The sequence below is a fragment of the Streptomyces sp. NPDC059373 genome, assembly GCF_042751495.1.
In the GTDB taxonomy this organism is placed as follows: domain Bacteria; phylum Actinomycetota; class Actinomycetes; order Streptomycetales; family Streptomycetaceae; genus Actinacidiphila.
In genome coordinates, this window is sequence record NZ_JBHYXC010000001.1 from 632,992 (window position 1) to 648,241 (window position 15,250).

Genomic DNA, 15,250 nt, shown 5'->3' on the forward strand with positions numbered 1-15,250 from the left:
CGTACCGGATACTGGAACGCATGGCTTACGACGATCTTCGCTCGTTCCTCAGAGCTCTGGAGAAGGACGGCGACCTCAAGCGCATCAAGGCCGAGGTCGACCCCTATCTGGAGGTCGGCGAGATCGTCGACCGCGTGAACAAGGCAGGCGGCCCGGCGCTGCTCTTCGAGAACGTCACCGGGTCCTCGATGCCGCTGGCCATGAACGTCTACGGCACCGACCGCCGCCTGCTGAAGGCGCTCGGCCTCACGTCGTACGCCGAAATCAGCGACCGGATCGGCGGCCTGCTGAAGCCGGAGCTGCCGCACGGCTTCGTCGGCGTCCGCGAGGCCTTCGGCAAGCTGGCCGGGATGACGCATGTGCCGCCGAAGAAGGTCAAGGACGCGCCCGTCCAGGAGGTCGTCCTCACCGGCGACGACGTGGACCTGGAGCAGTTGCCGGCCCTGTTCACCTGGCCCCAGGACGGCGGGTCCTTCTTCAACCTGGGCCTGACGCACACCAAGGACCCGGACTCCGGCATCCGCAACCTGGGCCTGTACCGGCTGCAGCGGCACGACCGCCGCACCATCGGCATGCACTGGCAGATCCACAAGGACAGCCGCAACCACTACAAGGCCGCCGAACGGCGCGGTGAGCGGCTGCCCGTCGCGATCGCCTTCGGTTGCCCGCCGGCGGTGACGTACGCGGCCACGGCGCCGCTGCCCGGCGACATCGACGAGTACCTCTTCGCGGGCTTCATCCAGGGCAAGCGGGTGGAGTTGGTGGACTGCAGGACCGTCCCGCTCCAGGTCCCCGCGCAGGCCGAGGTCGTCGTCGAGGGCTGGCTGGAGCCGGGAAAGATGCTCCCCGAGGGGCCGTTCGGCGACCACACCGGTTTCTACACGCCGCAGGAGCCCTTCCCGGCCCTGACCATCGACTGCGTGACGATGCGCAGGCGTCCGCTGCTGCAGTCCACGGTGGTCGGCCGGCCGCCGATGGAGGACGGGCCACTGGGCCGGGCCACCGAGCGCTTCTTCCTGCCGCTGCTGAAGGTCATCGTGCCGGACATCGTGGACTACCACCTGCCCGAGGCGGGCGGCTTCCACAACTGCGCGATCGTCTCGATCGACAAGAAGTACCCCAAGCACGCCCAGAAGGTCATGCACGCCGTCTGGGGCGCGCACATGATGTCGCTGACCAAGCTGATCATCGTGGTCGACGCCGACTGCGATGTGCACGACCTGCACGAGGTCGCCTGGCGGGCGCTCGGCAACACCGACTACGGCCGTGACCTGACCGTCGTCGAGGGCCCGGTCGACCACCTCGACCACGCCTCGTACCAGCAGTTCTGGGGCGGCAAGGCAGGGATCGACGCGACCAGGAAGCTACCCGAAGAGGGCTACACGCGGGACGGGGGCTGGCCGGACATGGTCCTGCCGGACCCCGAGACGGCCACGAAGGTCGACCGCCGCTGGAAGGAGTACGGCCTGTGAGCACCGCCTCTGCCGCGATCCCGCAGCCGGGCCGCACCAAGGCCTTCCTGCGCCTGGTGATGATCGAGCACTCGGTCTTCGCGCTGCCCTTCGCGTACATCGCCTCCCTCACCGCGATGTTCCAGCTCGACCGGAACGTCCACTGGGGGCGGTTGCTCCTGGTCACCATCGCCATGGTCGGCCTGCGGACCTTCGCGATGGCCGCCAACCGGATCATCGACCGCGAGATCGACGCCCGTAATCCGCGCACCGCTCACCGCGAACTGGTCACCGGCGCGGTCACGGTGAAGTCCGCCTGGACGGGGGCGCTGGTCGCCCTGGTGGTGTTCCTCGGCGCGGCCGCCCTGCTCAATCCGCTGTGCCTGGCGCTCGCCCCCATCGCGGTCTTCCCGATGGTGCTCTATCCGTACGGCAAGCGCTTCACGAACTTCCCGCAGGCCATCCTCGGCCTCGCCCAGGCGATGGGCCCGATCGGCGCCTGGCTCGCCATCACCGGGGAATGGTCGTGGGACGCGGTGATCCTCGGCCTCGCCGTCGGCGTCTGGATCGGCGGCTTCGACCTCATCTACGCCTGCCAGGACGTCGAGACGGACCGCGAGATCGGCGTCATGTCGGTGCCGGCCCGCTTCGGCATCCCGGCCGCGATCCGGGGCGCCCGCGTCTGCCACGCCCTCACCACCGGGCTCTTCGTCTGGTACGCCCTCGCCACCGGCGCCGGAGCCTTCTTCTGGCTCGGCCTGGTGATCGTCGTCGGCGCCTTCCTCTACGAGCACACCATCGTCCGCCCGCACGACCTCAGCCGCCTCAACCGGGCCTTCTTCAGCGTCAACGGCTTCATCGGGATCGCCCTGTTCGGCTGCGCGCTGCTGGACCTCGCGGTGCGCGGCCTCAGCGTGTAGCGGAGGCCGCGTCGACCGCTTCTACGGCTTCACGAACGGGATCGCGAACATCTTCGGATACGACCACCACTGGCCGCCGTTGGCCTTCGTCGTGCCGATGATGGCGAAGACGAACCCGGCGATGCCGTACCCGATGAGCGCCAGGAGCAGGCTGCCCACGACGACCGGGGCCACCCACCCGGACTGCGAGGAGTCCGCGAACGCGGACGACGCGATCACGCCGATGTAGAGCAGGACCGCCAGCACCATCGCGATCGCCTGGGTGATGGCGTGGTTGAGTGCCTGGGTCGCGTGATGGCGGATGAAGGGGTCGTGCCGGTTCTGCGACTCGTTGCGGATCACCACGGGCGCGATCCAGCACAGCAGCGGGCCGATGCAGCACACGGTGCCGCCCACGGTGAGCGTGAGCACCGCGCTCAGGTGCGCCCACATCGCGACGCTCGTGGGCGACCTCTGCGGCGGATACGGCTGCCACCCCGGCCCCGGCTGCCCCGGATACGGCGGCCGGCCCGGATACCCCGGCTGTCCCTGCCACCCCCCGTACGGCGGTTGGCCCGGCACGCCCGGACACGGCGGCTGCGGCCCGGCTCCCTGGGCACCCGGCTGCGGGGGCACGGATGGCGCGGGCGGCACGGCGTCGACGGTCTCGGCGGCATCCGTCGCTTCCGCCGCCGCGTCGTCACGCTTTTCGAAACTGGTCATAGGTTCCCCCGAGGCGTGCCGACCACCCTTCGATCGGTCAGCGAATGATCCCGGATCGTACGTCACGGAACAGGAAGGCCGATGCCACGCCCCCCAGCAGGCCGAACAAGTGCCCCTGCCAGGACACGCCCTGGGCGGTCGGCAGCACGCCCCAGAGGATGGAGCCGTAGACGACGGCGATGCCCAGGCCGACGGCTATGTCCAGCAGGCGGCGGTCGACGAAGCCCCGGACCAGCAGATAGCCGAAGAGACCGAAGACGACGCCGGAGGCACCCGCCGTGTTGGTGTGGGCGGGGGCGACCAGCCACACCCCCAGGCCGCTGGTCACGACGATCACGAGGACCACACCCACGAAGCGCCTCAGGTCGCGCAGCGCCGCGAGGAAGCCCAGCACGAACAACGGCACGCTGTTGGCGGCGACATGGTCGAAGCCGAAGTGGATGAAAGCTGCCGGGATGATGTCGCGCAGCTCGCCGATCTGGCGGGGCACGATGCCGAAGGTGTCCAGCGCATGGCCCGACAGGACGTCCAGCGCCTCCACCAGCCACAGCAGGCCCACCCAGGCGAGCATCAGCCCCGCTGCGGCCTTCACCCGGTCGCCGGGCCTGAGGGCCGCCCACTCCCGCGTCCGTCGGCTCGCGGGGCCGCCCGCGTCGTCCGGGTCGCCCACGACAGGTTCGTACGCCACCGAATCCCCCTTCGGTCATGCTCCGTCCACGGTAGACAACGCCGCTGACATTCGGGGTGGTTCCGGAGGTTGTCGGAGGATTACGCCGCCACGACGCGGGATGCCGCCCCCGCGCCGCGCAGGATGCGGTGCGCGCAGGCGGCGACGAGCAGTTCGGAGTGCAGCTCGGGGTCGGTCACCGGGACGCCGAGAAGCAGCTCGATGCGTTCGAGGCGCTGGTAAAGGGACTGGCGGCCGACGTGCAGCAGGGCTGCCGTACGGGTGGGGCTGCAGCCGTGCCGCAGGTGGACCTCCAGGGTGCGGACGAGGTCGCTGGCGTGCGCGGACTCCCACTCCAGGAGCGGGGAGAGGGTGTGGCCGACCAGCCGGGCGAGGCGGTCGCGGTTGGGCTCGATGCCGCCGCGGGTCAGCTCGCGTTCGAGGGCGAGGGCGCGCGAGGAGGTGATGACGGGGCCGGGGCGGGACGGCTCGGCGGCGGGGACGGTGAGGGCGAGTTCGAGGGCGGTGCGAGCGGCGCGCAGAGTCTCGCTCCAGCCCATCCAGGCCGCGTCGGCCGGGACCGCGTGCCCGACGGCGGCGATCAGACCGTCGGAGGCGGCGGCCGGACCGGCGCGCAGCGCGTCCTGCAGGGCGCGTACGGGGTCGCGTACGGTCCCCGGAAGCGCGTAGAGCGCCAGGGTGTCACCGGGGAACGCCGCACTCAGGACGCAGGCCCCCAGGGCGCGGGCGGCCGCGTCGACGGCGCCGGAGGCCGGCCCGTGCGCCGACACCCCGACGAGCCGCCGGCCGCGCCCGGGCCGGAAGCCGGCGAGGGCGGAACGGGCCGAGACCTCGGGCTGGTTGAGGGCCCGGCCCTCGGCGAGGTCGGCGAGCAGCGCGACGACGTGCGCCGCGCGGTCGCCGGGCACGGCGGAGGGCGTACGGTGCCCGGTGGCGCGGGCGGCGATGCCCTCGGTCACGATCGCCGTGTTGGCGGCCTCCGTGATCCGTACGAAGGGCACCACGCGGCGCAGGGCGACCAGCGGCAGTCCGCAGCGCTCGCTCTCCTCGACGACCTCCGGCGGCATGTCCGGCAGCGACCGCCCGACCTCGACGGCGACCCCGGCGACCCCCCGTGCGGCCAGCTCGCGTACGTAACGCCGCCGGGTCTCGGCGTCGGCGCCGACCAGGCCGAAGCCGTTGGTGAGCAGCAGTTCGCCGCCGTCGAGGAAGGAGACCGCCTCGTAGACCTCGCTGGAGTGGACCCAGCGGACCGGGCGGTCGAGCGACCGCTCGCCGGCCAGTACGTGCGGCGCGGCCTCGGCGACGGTGTCGAGGGCCAGGATCTCGCGGAGGGTGAGAGCGGGCATGCGATCCTCCCTGGGCACTGACACTTCGTCCTGAGTCAGGCTGTCCGGAGAGTACTTTCCGCACGTTGCCGGGGTGTTTCCGGCCGGAGAGAGTGGTGGTCATGACGCTCGATGACATGGGATCCGACCCGCAGGCGATGCTGGCGACGGCCGTCGAGGAGGCCCGGGCCGGGCTCGCCGAGGGCGGGATCCCGATCGGGGCCGCCCTGTACGGCCCGGACGGGCGTACGGTCCTCGGCCGCGGCCACAACCGGCGGGTCCAGGACGGCGACCCGTCCTCGCACGGCGAGACCGACGCCTTCCGCGCGGCGGGTCGGCAGCGCACGTACCGGGGTACGACGATGGTGACGACGCTGTCTCCGTGCTGGTACTGCAGCGGCCTGGTGCGCCAGTTCGGCATCTCGCGGGTGGTGATCGGCGAGGCGCGGACCTTCCACGGCGGGCATGGCTGGCTGGCGGAGCACGGCGTGGAGATCGTGCTGCTGGACGACCCCGAGTGCGTCGCGCTCATGACCGACTTCATCAAGGCCCGGCCCGAACTCTGGAACGAGGACATCGGAGAATGACCACGACCTCCCCCCGGATCCCCACCGTCGACCTGGGCCCCTGGCTGTCCGGCGACCCCGGCGCCCGTAAGGCCATCGCCACCACCGTCGACGAGGCCCTGCAGACCGCCGGCTTCCTGCTCGTCACCGGCCACGGCGTCGACCCCGCCCTCCGCACCGGGATCCGGGACGCCGCCCGGGCCTTCTTCCGCCTCCCGGCCGCCGCCAAGGAGCCGTACGCCGTCAAGGTGGGCGGCCGTGGCTGGCTCGGCCCCGGCGCCGAGGCCAACGGCTACGCCGAGGGCACCGAGACGCCGCCCGACCTCAAGGAGTCCTGGTCCTTCGCCTCCGAGGACCCGATCGGCGACCCGGAGACCGACGCGGAGTGGTTCCTGCCCAACGTCTGGCCCGCCGAGGCCCCCGAGCTGCACGCCCTGGTGACCGAGTACCTGGCCCGCATGCGTGCCCTCTCCGACCAGTTGCTGGAGCTGCTGGCGGCCGCGCTGGGCGAGCCGCTGGACTTCTTCACCCGCCACACCGCCCACCCCACCTGGGGCTTCAACATCAACTGGTACCCCGGCACGGACGTCGTCGGCGAGCCCGAGCCCGGCCAGTTCCGGATCGGCCCGCACACCGACTTCGGCACCGTCACCGTCCTGGACCGTCAGCACGGCAAGGGCGGCCTCCAGGTCTTCACCGACGAGGGCGGCTGGGAGGACGCCCCCCACGACCCCGAGGCCTTCACCATCAACATCGGCGACCTCATGGCCCGCTGGACCGGCGACCGCTGGCGCTCCGGCCGCCACCGCGTCCTCCCCCCGCCCGTCGACGCGCCGGCCGAGGAGCTGATGTCGCTGGTCTACTTCTACGAGTGCGACACCCGCACCCTCGTCGAGTCGCTGCCCGCGCCGACCGGCCGGGTGGCGTACGAGCCCGTCGACTCGCACACCTATCTGCGCGCCAAGCTGGACTCGATCAGCGTGAGTTGATCACCCTTGCGGCGACGTGGGGCCGCCTCCCGGTGCCGGGAGGCGGCCCCACGTTCGTACGCTGCCGCCGTCAGACGCCCGCGTACGAGTGCTTGCCGGTGATGAAGATGTTCACGCCGTAGTAGTTGAAGATGAAGCACGCGAAGGCGAGAAGGGCCAGGTAGGCGGCCTTGCGGCCCTTCCAGCCGGCGGTGGCGCGGGCGTGGAGGTAGCACGCGTAGACGACCCAGGTGATGAACGACCAGGTCTCCTTGGGGTCCCAGCCCCAGTAGCGGCCCCAGGCGGCCTCGGCCCAGATCGCGCCCGCGATGATGGTGAAGGTCCAGAGCGGGAAGACCGCCGCGTTGACGCGGTACGCGAACTTGTCGAGGGACGCGGCGGCGGGCAGGCGGTTCATGATGCCGGCCCAGGTGCCCTTGTTGGGCTTGCCCTGCGTCAGACCCACTTCGTAGTTGTCGCGGAAGAGGTAGAGGAAGGTCGCGGTGGCGCCGAGGAAGAAGACCGCGCCCGAGATGATCGCGCAGGAGACGTGGATCCACAGCCAGTAGGAGTGCAGGGCCGGGACGAGCTGGTCGCTGGCGGTGTAGAGGACGGAGACGGCCAGGCCCAGGTCCAGCAGGACGGCGGTGACGAGGAAGAGGCCGATCCAGCGGACCTTCTTCTTCAGGAGCAGCAGTGCGAGGTACGCGGTGACCGCCGTGGCGCCGAAGGTCGTCGAGAACTCGTACATGTTGCCCCAGGGGGCACGCTCGACGGAGATGGCGCGGGCCACGACGCCGCCGACGTGCAGCACCCAGGCCAGGGCGGTGAGGGAGATGGCGATCCGGCCGTACAGGTCGCCCTGCTCGTCCTCACCGGCCGCGCCGGGGCCGTCGGGGATGCCCCGGTCACTGGCGGTGGTGCGGGTGACGACCTTCGGGCGGTCGAGGACGGTGGTGCCGCCCTGGGAGCTGACGGTGACGGCGGGCTTCGCGGACTGCCCGGAGACCAGGGCGGCCGACTGGACGGCGACCTTGCTGCGGCTGCCGAAGGTCCACTCCGCGATGTGCGCGAGGAACGCCAGCGTGTAGACGGCCATCGCGGAGTAGATCAGGTAGTTGCTGATGTGGGCGACGTTCTCGTTGACAGCCGCGGCAGCGGTGATCACGCGCGGGCTCCTTCGTCCTCGGACCGGGTTTTTGCGGAGGGGTCTTCCGTGGGCTCTTCTGTGGAGTCTTGTGGGTCTTCCGGCGGGTCTTCCGACGCCTGGGGCGCCACGGGCAGCAGGCCGTCCACGACGGTGCCCAGCTCGTCGGCGATCTTCGCGGACTCGCTGCGGCCCAGACCGGCCAGCTCGACGACGGTGACACCGTCCGCGCCGCGCACCGCGCGCACCCAGACGCGGCGGCGCTGGATGAACAGCGAGCCGATGAGGCCCGCGATCATGGAGACGACGCTGCCGAGCGCCCAGCCGGTGGCCGGCTGGTGGGTGATCTGGAACTGGGCGAAGGTCTTGATGCCGTTGAAGGTGATCGACCCGGCGCCGTCCGGCAGCGTCATGGTGTCGCCGACCTGCATCACCTTGCTGACGATGTTGCCCTTCGCGTCCTTGAACTGCTTCATGTTCTTGGTGTCGAGCTGGTACACGTTCTGCGGCAGTCCGGAGTCCACCCCCAGGTCACCGTGGTAGGCGTTGAGGATGAGCGCCGGGTTGGCGAGCGCGGGGAAGGAGGAGTACCAGCCCCTCGTCTGGCTCACCACCGCGGTCGGCAGGAAGGAGCCGCTGAAGCCGAGCTGGTCGGTCTTCCCGCTCTTGTCCCGGGCGTCGGGCACCTTGATGACGCCGGTCGAGTTGAGGTCCGTGTCCGTCGGCAGGAAGGCCACGGCGCCCTTGTAGACGACCGTGCCCGTGCCGTCCTTGACGGTGACGACCGGTGCGTATCCGTGCCCGTTGAGGTAGATCTTCGAACCGCCGATCTCCAGCGGCTTGTTGACCTCGATCGAGGACTTCTGCTCCTTGCCGTCCGCGCCGTTCCAGTAGTGGATGTTGGCGCGGAAGGTCCGGGCGGTGCCGATGTCCGGGCCGCTGGTGGCGTACGTGGCGGTGAAGCTGTCCAGCGTGAACCCGAACGGGTTCAGGTCGTCGGCGCCGTAGAAGGTCCCGGGGGTGAAGTCGTCGTACGAGGTGACGGTGTTGGTGAACCCGTCGCCCTCGACGATCAGCTTGCTGCCGTCGCTCTTCCACAACTGCCCGACCGCGAAGGAGATCAGCAGTCCGAAGAGCGCGATGTGGAAGATCAGGTTGCCCGCCTCGCGCAGGAAGCCCTTCTCCGAAGCGACCGACGAACCCCCCACCGCCGTACGGAAACGCCGCTTGCGCAGCAGCTTCTGCGCGCCGTCCAGCACCTGCTCGGGCTCCGCGGTGGTGCGCCAGGTCGCGTACGCGGGCAGCCGGGTCAGGTTGCGGGGCGCGGCCGGGGGCTTGGCGCGGAGCTGGCCGACGAACTGCCAGCTGCGCGGGACGATGCAGCCCGCGAGCGAGATGAAGAGCAGGATGTAGATCGCCGAGAACCAGGGCGAGCTGTAGACGTGGAAGAGGCCGAGCTTCTCGTAGACGGGCGAGACGGTGGTGTGCGCGTCCTGGAAGTCCTGCGCCTTGACCGCGTTCGTGTTGGTCTGCGGGATCAGTGAGCCGGGGATCGCGGCGAGGGACAGCAGGAAGAGCAGGATCAGCGCGACCCGCATCGAGGTCAGCTGCCGCCACATCCAGCGCACCCAGCCCCAGCCCTCGCGGCCGGTCCAGGCCAGCCCGCCGCCGAGGCCCGGTGCTCGTACGCCGCCGAAGGAGCCGGGCACGACCGTGCCCAGGTCCTCCTGGGGGGCGGTGGACAGCTGCGCGCCGGCGGTGCCGAGCTCGCTCTCGTCGGTTTCGGTGGTGCTCATGGATCAGATCCCTGGGGTGAAGCCGGAAGACCAGATCTGCATCTGGTAGACGATGTGGTCCCACACGCCGGTGACGAGCAGCACGCCGACCGCGACCAGCATGCCGCCGCCGACCCGCATGACCCATACATAGTGGCGCTTGACCCAGCCGAAAGCGCCCAGCGCACGGCGGAAGGCGACCGCGGCGAGGATGAACGGCACGCCGAGGCCGAGGCAGTAGAACACGGTGAGCAGTGCGCCGCGCGCGGCGCTGGCCTGGTTGAAGGCCAGGGTCTGTACGGCGCCGAGCGTCGGGCCGATGCAGGGCGTCCACCCGATCCCGAACAGCGCGCCGAGCAGCGGCGCGCCGGCCAGGCCCATCGCGGGCCGCCTGTGGAAGCGGAACTCGCGCTGGGTGAGCCCGCCGACGAAGCCCATGAAGGCCAGGCCCATGACGATGGTCAGCGCGCCCAGGACCTTGGTGATGACGTCCTTGTGCGTCTGCAGCGTCCAGCCGAAGTTGCCGAACAGCGCGCCCCCGGAGACGAAGACCGCCGTGAAGCCGAGGACGAACAGCGAGGCGCCGGCGACCATCCGGCCCCGCTTGGCCTCGGCCAGGTCCGTGCCGGTCACCCCGGTCACGTACGAGAGGTAGCCCGGCACGAGCGGCAGGACGCAGGGCGAGAAGAAGGAGACCAGGCCACCGAGCAGCGCGATCGGCACGGCGGCCAGCAGTGCTCCGTTGAGCACGGTCTTGTTGACGTCGCCGGCCGCGGCCAGGGTGACGAGTGGGGTCACGTCACTTCTCCGCGATCAGCGGGTCGAGGGTCTTGCTCAGCTCGCTCTCGGTGAGTGCCTTGAGAGCGCGCACCGCGATCCTGCCCTGCCGGTCGAGGATGATCGTGGTGGGAATGGCCTGCGGGTTGAGGCTGCCCTTGGGGAAGCGCAGGATCAGCTTGCCGGTGGGGTCGTACAGGCTGGGGTAGGTGACGTCGTACCGCTTCTCGAAGGCCACGGCCTGCGCGGTCTGCAGGTCACGGGTGTTGATCCCGACGAACTGGACGCCCTTGGACTTGGTGGCGTTGGCGACGGCCACCAGGTTCGGGGCCTCGGCCCGGCAGGGCGAGCACCACGAACCCCAGATGTTGAGGACGACGATCTTGCCCTTGTAGTCGGACACGCTGAGCTCGGCGCCGTCCACGGTCTTCCCGCTCAGCGCCGGGGCCGCCTCGCGGTGCCCCTGCTTCACCGTGCTGATCTCGCCGGTGCCGGTGACGAAGTTGGTGCCGCTGCCGGACGAGGACGAGCCGGAGCCCGACGTGCAGGCGGTCAGCGCCAGCAGCGCGAATGCCGCGGCCCCGGCAAGTGCCGAGGCCCTGCGGAGCGAACGGCGTCGAGGGGCGCGCGCAGTACTCATGTGAAAAGTTTCGCATGGGGTGCCGCGCGATCTTACGCACCCCCGACACCTTTGCCGAAAGCGGCAAATGCCCCAAGTAAGGGCGGGGTGATCGATGAGGCGATCACCGCGTGGGCTGTGGCGTGATCAGCTCGCGTCCGCCTTCGCGAACACGTTGACGAAGGCGTCCTCGAAGGCCTTGAGGTCGTCCGGCTTACGGCTGGTCACGAGCACGTTCGGCCCGGCATCGCAGATCTTGACCTCCTCGTCGACCCATGTGCCGCCCGCGTTGCGGATGTCGGTGCGCAGGCTGGGCCAGGAGGTGAGGGTGCGGCCCCGTACGACGTCGGCCTCGACCAGCGTCCAGGGCGCGTGGCAGATCGCGGCGACCGGCTTGCCCTGGCCGAAGAAGTCCGCGGCGAAGGACACGGCCTGCCGGTCCATGCGCAGGAAGTCGGGGTTGGCGACTCCGCCGGGGAGGACGAGGGCGTCGAAGTCCCGGGCGCTCACGTCCCGGACGACGGCGTCGACCGCGAAGGTGTCGGCCTTGTCGAGGTGGTTGAAGGCCTGGATCCGGCCCGCCCTGAGCGAGATGAGCCTGGGTATGCCGCCTGCCTCCTGCACGGCCTGCCAGGGGCTGGTCAGCTCGATCTGCTCGACGCCCTCGGGGGCGACGAGGAAGGCGACGGTCCGGCTCTGGAGTGTGCTCCGTGAGTTCGACATGCGGGTCGCCTCCCCATCCTTTACCGGACGAAACGGGCACCTCGCGCCTTGCCGTCCTCGTACGCGAAACGTTTCTGCGGAGCCGCCCCGGGACCCGCCTCCGGACCCGCCTCCGCCAGGAACTCCTGCCACCCCGCCGCCGGCGCCTCCCCCGGAGCCAGCGTCCGCAGCCTCGCCAGCACCGCCGGATCCTGGGCGTCCAGCCAGTCCACGAAGTGCCGGAAGGACACCAGACGGACATCCTCGTGGTCCGCGATGCGCTTGAGCGCGTCCTCGACGGCGTTCATGTAGATCCCGCCGTTCCACTCCTCGAAGTGGTTGCCGATGAACAGCGGCGCCCGGTTCGTCTCGTACGCCCGCCGGAAGCCGGCGAGGTACGCCTCGCGCGCCTGCCGCTCCCACCCCGGGTAGTTGCGCGGGTCGCTGTGGGTGGCGCGGACGGACTGGTTGGCCAGCATGTTGTAGTCCATCGACAGCACCTCGAAGCCGCGGCCGGGGAAGGGCATCGCCTGCAACGGCAGGTCCCACAGTCCGTGCGTCCTGGACGGCCACCTCTGCATGCCGCCGGGCGAGCTGGCGTCGTACCGCCAGCCCAGGCGGGAGGCGACCGGGAGCAGGCTCTGCTGGCCGAGCAGGCAGGGGGTGCGGGCGCCGATCAGCTCCTTGCGGTAGTCGAAGGGCAGCGGGTCGAGGTCGCGGAAGCCGGTGTTCGTACGCCAGCTCTCGACGAAGGCGATCGCCTGCTCGATCTCGCTGTGCCACTCGCGGGACGACCAGCGGCCGACCGAGCCGGTGCCGGTGCAGAAGTGGCCGTTGAAGTGCGTGCCGATCTCGTGGCCCTCCAGCCAGGCCAGCCGCACCTGGTCGAGGGTGGCCCGGACGTGGGCGTCGGTGAGGTAGCCGATGGCGGAGGCGCCGACGGGGTTGCGGGGCGGGCGGTAGAAGTGCCGCTTCGACTCGGGGAGGAGATAGATCCCCGACAGGAAGAAGGTCATCTTCGCGCCATGGTCGGCGGCGACCTTGCGGAAGCGCGCGAACAGCCCGGTGTCCAGCTCCCCCGCCCCATCCCAGGAGAAGATCACGAACTGCGGCGGCTTCTGCCCCGGCTCCATCGGCTCCGGCCGGGGCGGCTGGTGCGGCTGCTCGCCGGTGTCGGCGGTCGAACCGTCGCCGATCAGCCGTACCGGGGGCTCCTGCGGGCTGCGCGGCTTGTCCTGCTTGTGCGGCCTGCGTGGAGCGGGGGCGGGATGCGCCTCCGGATCCGGCTCGGAGCCCCTGGTCAGGCCGAAGGTCGCCGCGCCCGCCACCCCGGCGGCCCCTGCCGCCAGCCCCACCATCCCCCGTCGGCTGATCTGAGTCATACGCACGCACCCCGTCCGCGCTCGACATCTGACAATAAGGACAACTAGCCAGATGCCATGACGAACACGGCTGTTCATACCCCGAGGGCAGGATTCACGCGTACGGCGCACCCCCCGTTTACGCCCCGCCTACACCCCGCCCACCCGCCCTGCCTACGCCCCGAAGCCCTTCGAACCGCCCTTGACCGGCTTCGCCCCGGCCAGCAGATGCGCCGGCACCAGATCGCGGGCCGGCTCGCTGTAGCCGATGGCCACGATCTTGTCGCCCTCGTACGTGAACGAGGTCAGCGAGGCCAGCGTGCACTGCCGCTTGCGCGGGTCGTGCCACAGCCGCCGCCGCTCGGCGAAGCTCCGTACGATCCAGATCGGCAGCTGGTGGCTCACGGCCACCGCCTCGTGCCCGCGCGCCGCGTCCCGGGCCGCGCCGAGCGCCGCCATCATCCGTACGACCTGGTCGACGTACGGCTCGCCCCAGCTCGGCTTGAAGGGGTTGACCAGGTGCTTCCAGTTGCCCGGGTTCTTCAGCGCGCCGTCGCCGACGCCGAAGGTCTTGCCCTGGAAGACGTTCTCCGCCTCGATCAGCCGGTCGTCGGTCGCGATGTCCAGGCCCAGCTTCGCCGCGATGGGCGCCGCCGTCTCCTGCGCCCGCTCCAGCGGCGACGCCACGACGTGCGTGATGTCGCGGCCGACCAGATGCTCGGCGACCCGGTCGGCCATCTTCCGGCCCAGGTCGGACAGGTGGTAGCCGGGCAGCCGCCCGTACAGCACGCCGGTCGGGTTCTCGACCTCGCCGTGGCGCATCAGGTGGACGACGGTGATGTCCTTGCTGTCGTTCATGCCGCGGCCTCCGCCGCAGCTCGGGCAGCGGCGGGAAGCGCTGCGGCAATCCGCTCGATGGCGGCGGCGTCGTGCGCGGACGACACGAACCAGGACTCGAAGGCGGAGGGTGGCAGATAGACGCCCTGCGCGAGCATCGTGTGGAAGAAGCCCTTGAAGCGGAAGGCCTCCTGCTTCCTGGCCAGGTCGTAGTCGGTCACCGCCTCGTCCGTGAAGAACACGGAGAACATGTTCCCCGCGGTCTGCAGCCGGTGCGCCACACCCTCCTTGCTCAGCGCCTCGCTGACCAGCCCCGACACCTCGGCCGCGACCCGGTCCACGGTCTCGTACACCGCGTCGTCGAGCAGCCGCAGCTGCGCAAGGCCCGCGGCCGTTGCCACCGGGTTACCGGACAGCGTGCCCGCCTGGTAGACCGGCCCGGCGGGCGCGAGGCGCCCCATCACGTCGCCCCGGCCGCCGAAGGCCGCGGCCGGGAAGCCGCCGCCCATCACCTTGCCGAACGTCATGAGGTCCGGGCGCACCCCGTCGATCCCGTACCAGCCGGCCTTGGAGACCCGGAAGCCGGTCATGACCTCGTCGGAGATGTAGAGCGCGCCGTCCGCCCGGCACAGGTCCGCCAGCCCCTGGTTGAACCCGGGCAGCGGCGGTACGACGCCCATGTTCCCCGGCGACGCCTCCGTGATCACGCACGCGATCTCGCCGGGGTGGGCGGCGAACGCGGCCCGTACGGCATCCAGGTCGTTGTACGGCAGCACGATGGTGTCGCCCGCCTGTGCGCCCGTCACCCCAGGCGTGTCCGGCAACCCGAAAGTGGCAACGCCGGAACCCGCCGCCGCCAGCAGCGCGTCCACATGACCGTGGTAGCAACCCGCGAACTTGACCACCTTCGCCCGGCCCGTGAAGCCGCGCGCCAGCCGGATCGCCGACATCGTCGCCTCGGTCCCCGACGACACCAGCCGCACCTGTTCCACCGGCGCGACCCTGGCCACGATCTCCTCGGCCAGCTCGACCTCGCCCTCACCGGGCGTGCCGAAGGACGTACCGCGCGCGACCGCCGCCTGCACCGCGCCGATCACTTCGGGGTGCGCGTGGCCGAGGATCATCGGCCCCCACGAGCACACAAGATCAACATATTCGCGGCCGTCGGCGTCCGTCAGGTACGGACCCTTTCCGGACACCATGAACCGGGGCGTACCGCCCACCGCCCGGAAGGCCCGGACCGGCGAGTTCACGCCACCTGGGGTCACCGCCGAAGCTCGGTCGAACAGGGTCTGAGAAACTGGTGCTTCGTATGCGTACGGATAGCTCACAAGCACATGCTCTCAAATGCTGAGCGTGGCGGGCGTTGCGCGGTCAGGTCTCGACCGTGCATCTGAGACGATGATCGG

Annotated in this window: 15 protein-coding genes; 4 read left to right on the forward strand and 11 right to left on the reverse strand. The window is 70.6% G+C overall.

The genetic code is table 11. From position 1 onward, the window contains the following. Positions 1–20 precede the first annotated feature (20 nt). Together ACFXJ5_RS02985 and mqnP are read left to right on the forward strand one after the other, a co-directional pair. On the forward strand, positions 21–1,472 hold the full coding sequence (locus ACFXJ5_RS02985) for a menaquinone biosynthesis decarboxylase (protein ID WP_384625925.1): 1,452 nt from the start codon (positions 21–23) through the stop codon (positions 1,470–1,472). Next, positions 1,469–2,371 (forward strand): menaquinone biosynthesis prenyltransferase MqnP, encoded by a 903-nt coding sequence (gene mqnP / locus ACFXJ5_RS02990; RefSeq protein ID WP_384625928.1) that lies wholly within the window; start codon positions 1,469–1,471, stop codon positions 2,369–2,371. Before ACFXJ5_RS02985 ends, mqnP begins: the two co-directional genes overlap by 4 nt. A 21-nt stretch (positions 2,372–2,392) precedes the next feature. Here mqnP and ACFXJ5_RS02995 read toward each other — a convergent pair whose 3' ends face one another. The 3 genes from ACFXJ5_RS02995 to ACFXJ5_RS03005 all read right to left on the reverse strand — a co-directional run bounded on the left by ACFXJ5_RS02995 (position 2,393) and on the right by ACFXJ5_RS03005 (position 5,110). Next, complete coding sequence (locus tag ACFXJ5_RS02995) at positions 2,393–3,073, reverse strand: DUF4870 domain-containing protein (RefSeq protein WP_384625930.1); 681 nt, start codon at positions 3,071–3,073, stop codon at positions 2,393–2,395. 37 nt (positions 3,074–3,110) lie between these two features. Further along, complete coding sequence (locus ACFXJ5_RS03000; RefSeq protein WP_384626564.1) at positions 3,111–3,644, reverse strand: rhomboid family intramembrane serine protease; 534 nt, start codon at positions 3,642–3,644, stop codon at positions 3,111–3,113. A 197-nt stretch (positions 3,645–3,841) separates the two neighbouring features. Next, the gene (locus tag ACFXJ5_RS03005; RefSeq protein WP_384625933.1) at positions 3,842–5,110 is read right to left on the reverse strand and encodes a PucR family transcriptional regulator; all 1,269 of its coding nucleotides are present in this window, start codon (positions 5,108–5,110) and stop codon (positions 3,842–3,844) included. Positions 5,111–5,211: 101 nt separating this feature from the next. Here ACFXJ5_RS03005 and ACFXJ5_RS03010 point away from each other — a divergent pair, with 101 nt between their 5' ends. Beyond that, entirely contained in the window at positions 5,212–5,676 is a 465-nt protein-coding gene (locus ACFXJ5_RS03010; RefSeq protein WP_384625935.1) for a nucleoside deaminase, read from the forward strand. Continuing rightward, positions 5,673–6,644, forward strand: a complete 972-nt coding sequence (locus ACFXJ5_RS03015; protein WP_384625937.1) for an isopenicillin N synthase family dioxygenase — start codon at positions 5,673–5,675, stop codon at positions 6,642–6,644. Before ACFXJ5_RS03010 ends, ACFXJ5_RS03015 begins: the two co-directional genes overlap by 4 nt. Positions 6,645–6,714: 70 nt before the next feature. Here ACFXJ5_RS03015 and ccsB read toward each other — a convergent pair whose 3' ends face one another. The 8 genes from ccsB to hemL all read right to left on the reverse strand — a co-directional run bounded on the left by ccsB (position 6,715) and on the right by hemL (position 15,172). Beyond that, complete coding sequence (gene ccsB / locus ACFXJ5_RS03020) at positions 6,715–7,788, reverse strand: c-type cytochrome biogenesis protein CcsB (RefSeq protein WP_384626567.1); 1,074 nt, start codon at positions 7,786–7,788, stop codon at positions 6,715–6,717. Further along, positions 7,788–9,566 (reverse strand): cytochrome c biogenesis protein ResB, encoded by a 1,779-nt coding sequence (gene resB, locus ACFXJ5_RS03025; protein WP_384625940.1) that lies wholly within the window; start codon positions 9,564–9,566, stop codon positions 7,788–7,790. The genes ccsB and resB overlap by 1 nt, the downstream gene beginning before the upstream one ends. 3 nt (positions 9,567–9,569) lie before the next feature. Further along, a complete protein-coding gene (locus tag ACFXJ5_RS03030) occupies positions 9,570–10,343 on the reverse strand; it encodes a cytochrome c biogenesis CcdA family protein (protein ID WP_384625943.1) in 774 nt (257 codons plus the stop codon). 1 nt (position 10,344) lies between these two features. Then, positions 10,345–10,962: a TlpA family protein disulfide reductase gene (locus tag ACFXJ5_RS03035; RefSeq protein WP_384625946.1), complete on the reverse strand. Its 618-nt coding sequence runs from the start codon at positions 10,960–10,962 to the stop codon at positions 10,345–10,347. 126 nt (positions 10,963–11,088) lie between these two features. Then, entirely contained in the window at positions 11,089–11,664 is a 576-nt protein-coding gene (locus tag ACFXJ5_RS03040) for a type 1 glutamine amidotransferase domain-containing protein (protein ID WP_384625948.1), read from the reverse strand. A gap of 20 nt (positions 11,665–11,684) precedes the next feature. Beyond that, positions 11,685–13,025, reverse strand: coding sequence for a hypothetical protein (locus tag ACFXJ5_RS03045; protein ID WP_384625951.1), 1,341 nt, complete (start codon positions 13,023–13,025; stop codon positions 11,685–11,687). Between the two features lie 153 nt (positions 13,026–13,178). Beyond that, positions 13,179–13,862: a histidine phosphatase family protein gene (locus tag ACFXJ5_RS03050; protein WP_384625954.1), complete on the reverse strand. Its 684-nt coding sequence runs from the start codon at positions 13,860–13,862 to the stop codon at positions 13,179–13,181. After that, on the reverse strand, positions 13,859–15,172 hold the full coding sequence (gene hemL / locus ACFXJ5_RS03055; RefSeq protein WP_384625956.1) for a glutamate-1-semialdehyde 2,1-aminomutase: 1,314 nt from the start codon (positions 15,170–15,172) through the stop codon (positions 13,859–13,861). Before hemL ends, ACFXJ5_RS03050 begins: the two co-directional genes overlap by 4 nt. Between the last annotated feature and the right edge of the window lie 78 nt (positions 15,173–15,250).

Excerpts from the sequence above, each read along its gene's own strand:
- ACFXJ5_RS02985 (WP_384625925.1), top strand. The coding sequence starts at position 21 with ATGGCTTACGACGATCTTCGCTCGTTCCTCAGAGCTCTGGAGAAGGAC.
- ACFXJ5_RS02995 (WP_384625930.1), bottom strand. The coding sequence starts at position 3,073 with ATGACCAGTTTCGAAAAGCGTGACGACGCGGCGGCGGAAGCGACGGAT.
- ACFXJ5_RS03000 (WP_384626564.1), bottom strand. The coding sequence starts at position 3,644 with ATGCTCGCCTGGGTGGGCCTGCTGTGGCTGGTGGAGGCGCTGGACGTC.
- ACFXJ5_RS03005 (WP_384625933.1), bottom strand. The coding sequence starts at position 5,110 with ATGCCCGCTCTCACCCTCCGCGAGATCCTGGCCCTCGACACCGTCGCC.
- ACFXJ5_RS03010 (WP_384625935.1), top strand. The coding sequence starts at position 5,212 with ATGACGCTCGATGACATGGGATCCGACCCGCAGGCGATGCTGGCGACG.
- ACFXJ5_RS03015 (WP_384625937.1), top strand. The coding sequence starts at position 5,673 with ATGACCACGACCTCCCCCCGGATCCCCACCGTCGACCTGGGCCCCTGG.
- resB (WP_384625940.1), bottom strand. The coding sequence starts at position 9,566 with ATGAGCACCACCGAAACCGACGAGAGCGAGCTCGGCACCGCCGGCGCG.
- ACFXJ5_RS03035 (WP_384625946.1), bottom strand. The coding sequence starts at position 10,962 with ATGAGTACTGCGCGCGCCCCTCGACGCCGTTCGCTCCGCAGGGCCTCG.
- ACFXJ5_RS03040 (WP_384625948.1), bottom strand. The coding sequence starts at position 11,664 with ATGTCGAACTCACGGAGCACACTCCAGAGCCGGACCGTCGCCTTCCTC.
- ACFXJ5_RS03045 (WP_384625951.1), bottom strand. The coding sequence starts at position 13,025 with ATGACTCAGATCAGCCGACGGGGGATGGTGGGGCTGGCGGCAGGGGCC.
- ACFXJ5_RS03050 (WP_384625954.1), bottom strand. The coding sequence starts at position 13,862 with ATGAACGACAGCAAGGACATCACCGTCGTCCACCTGATGCGCCACGGC.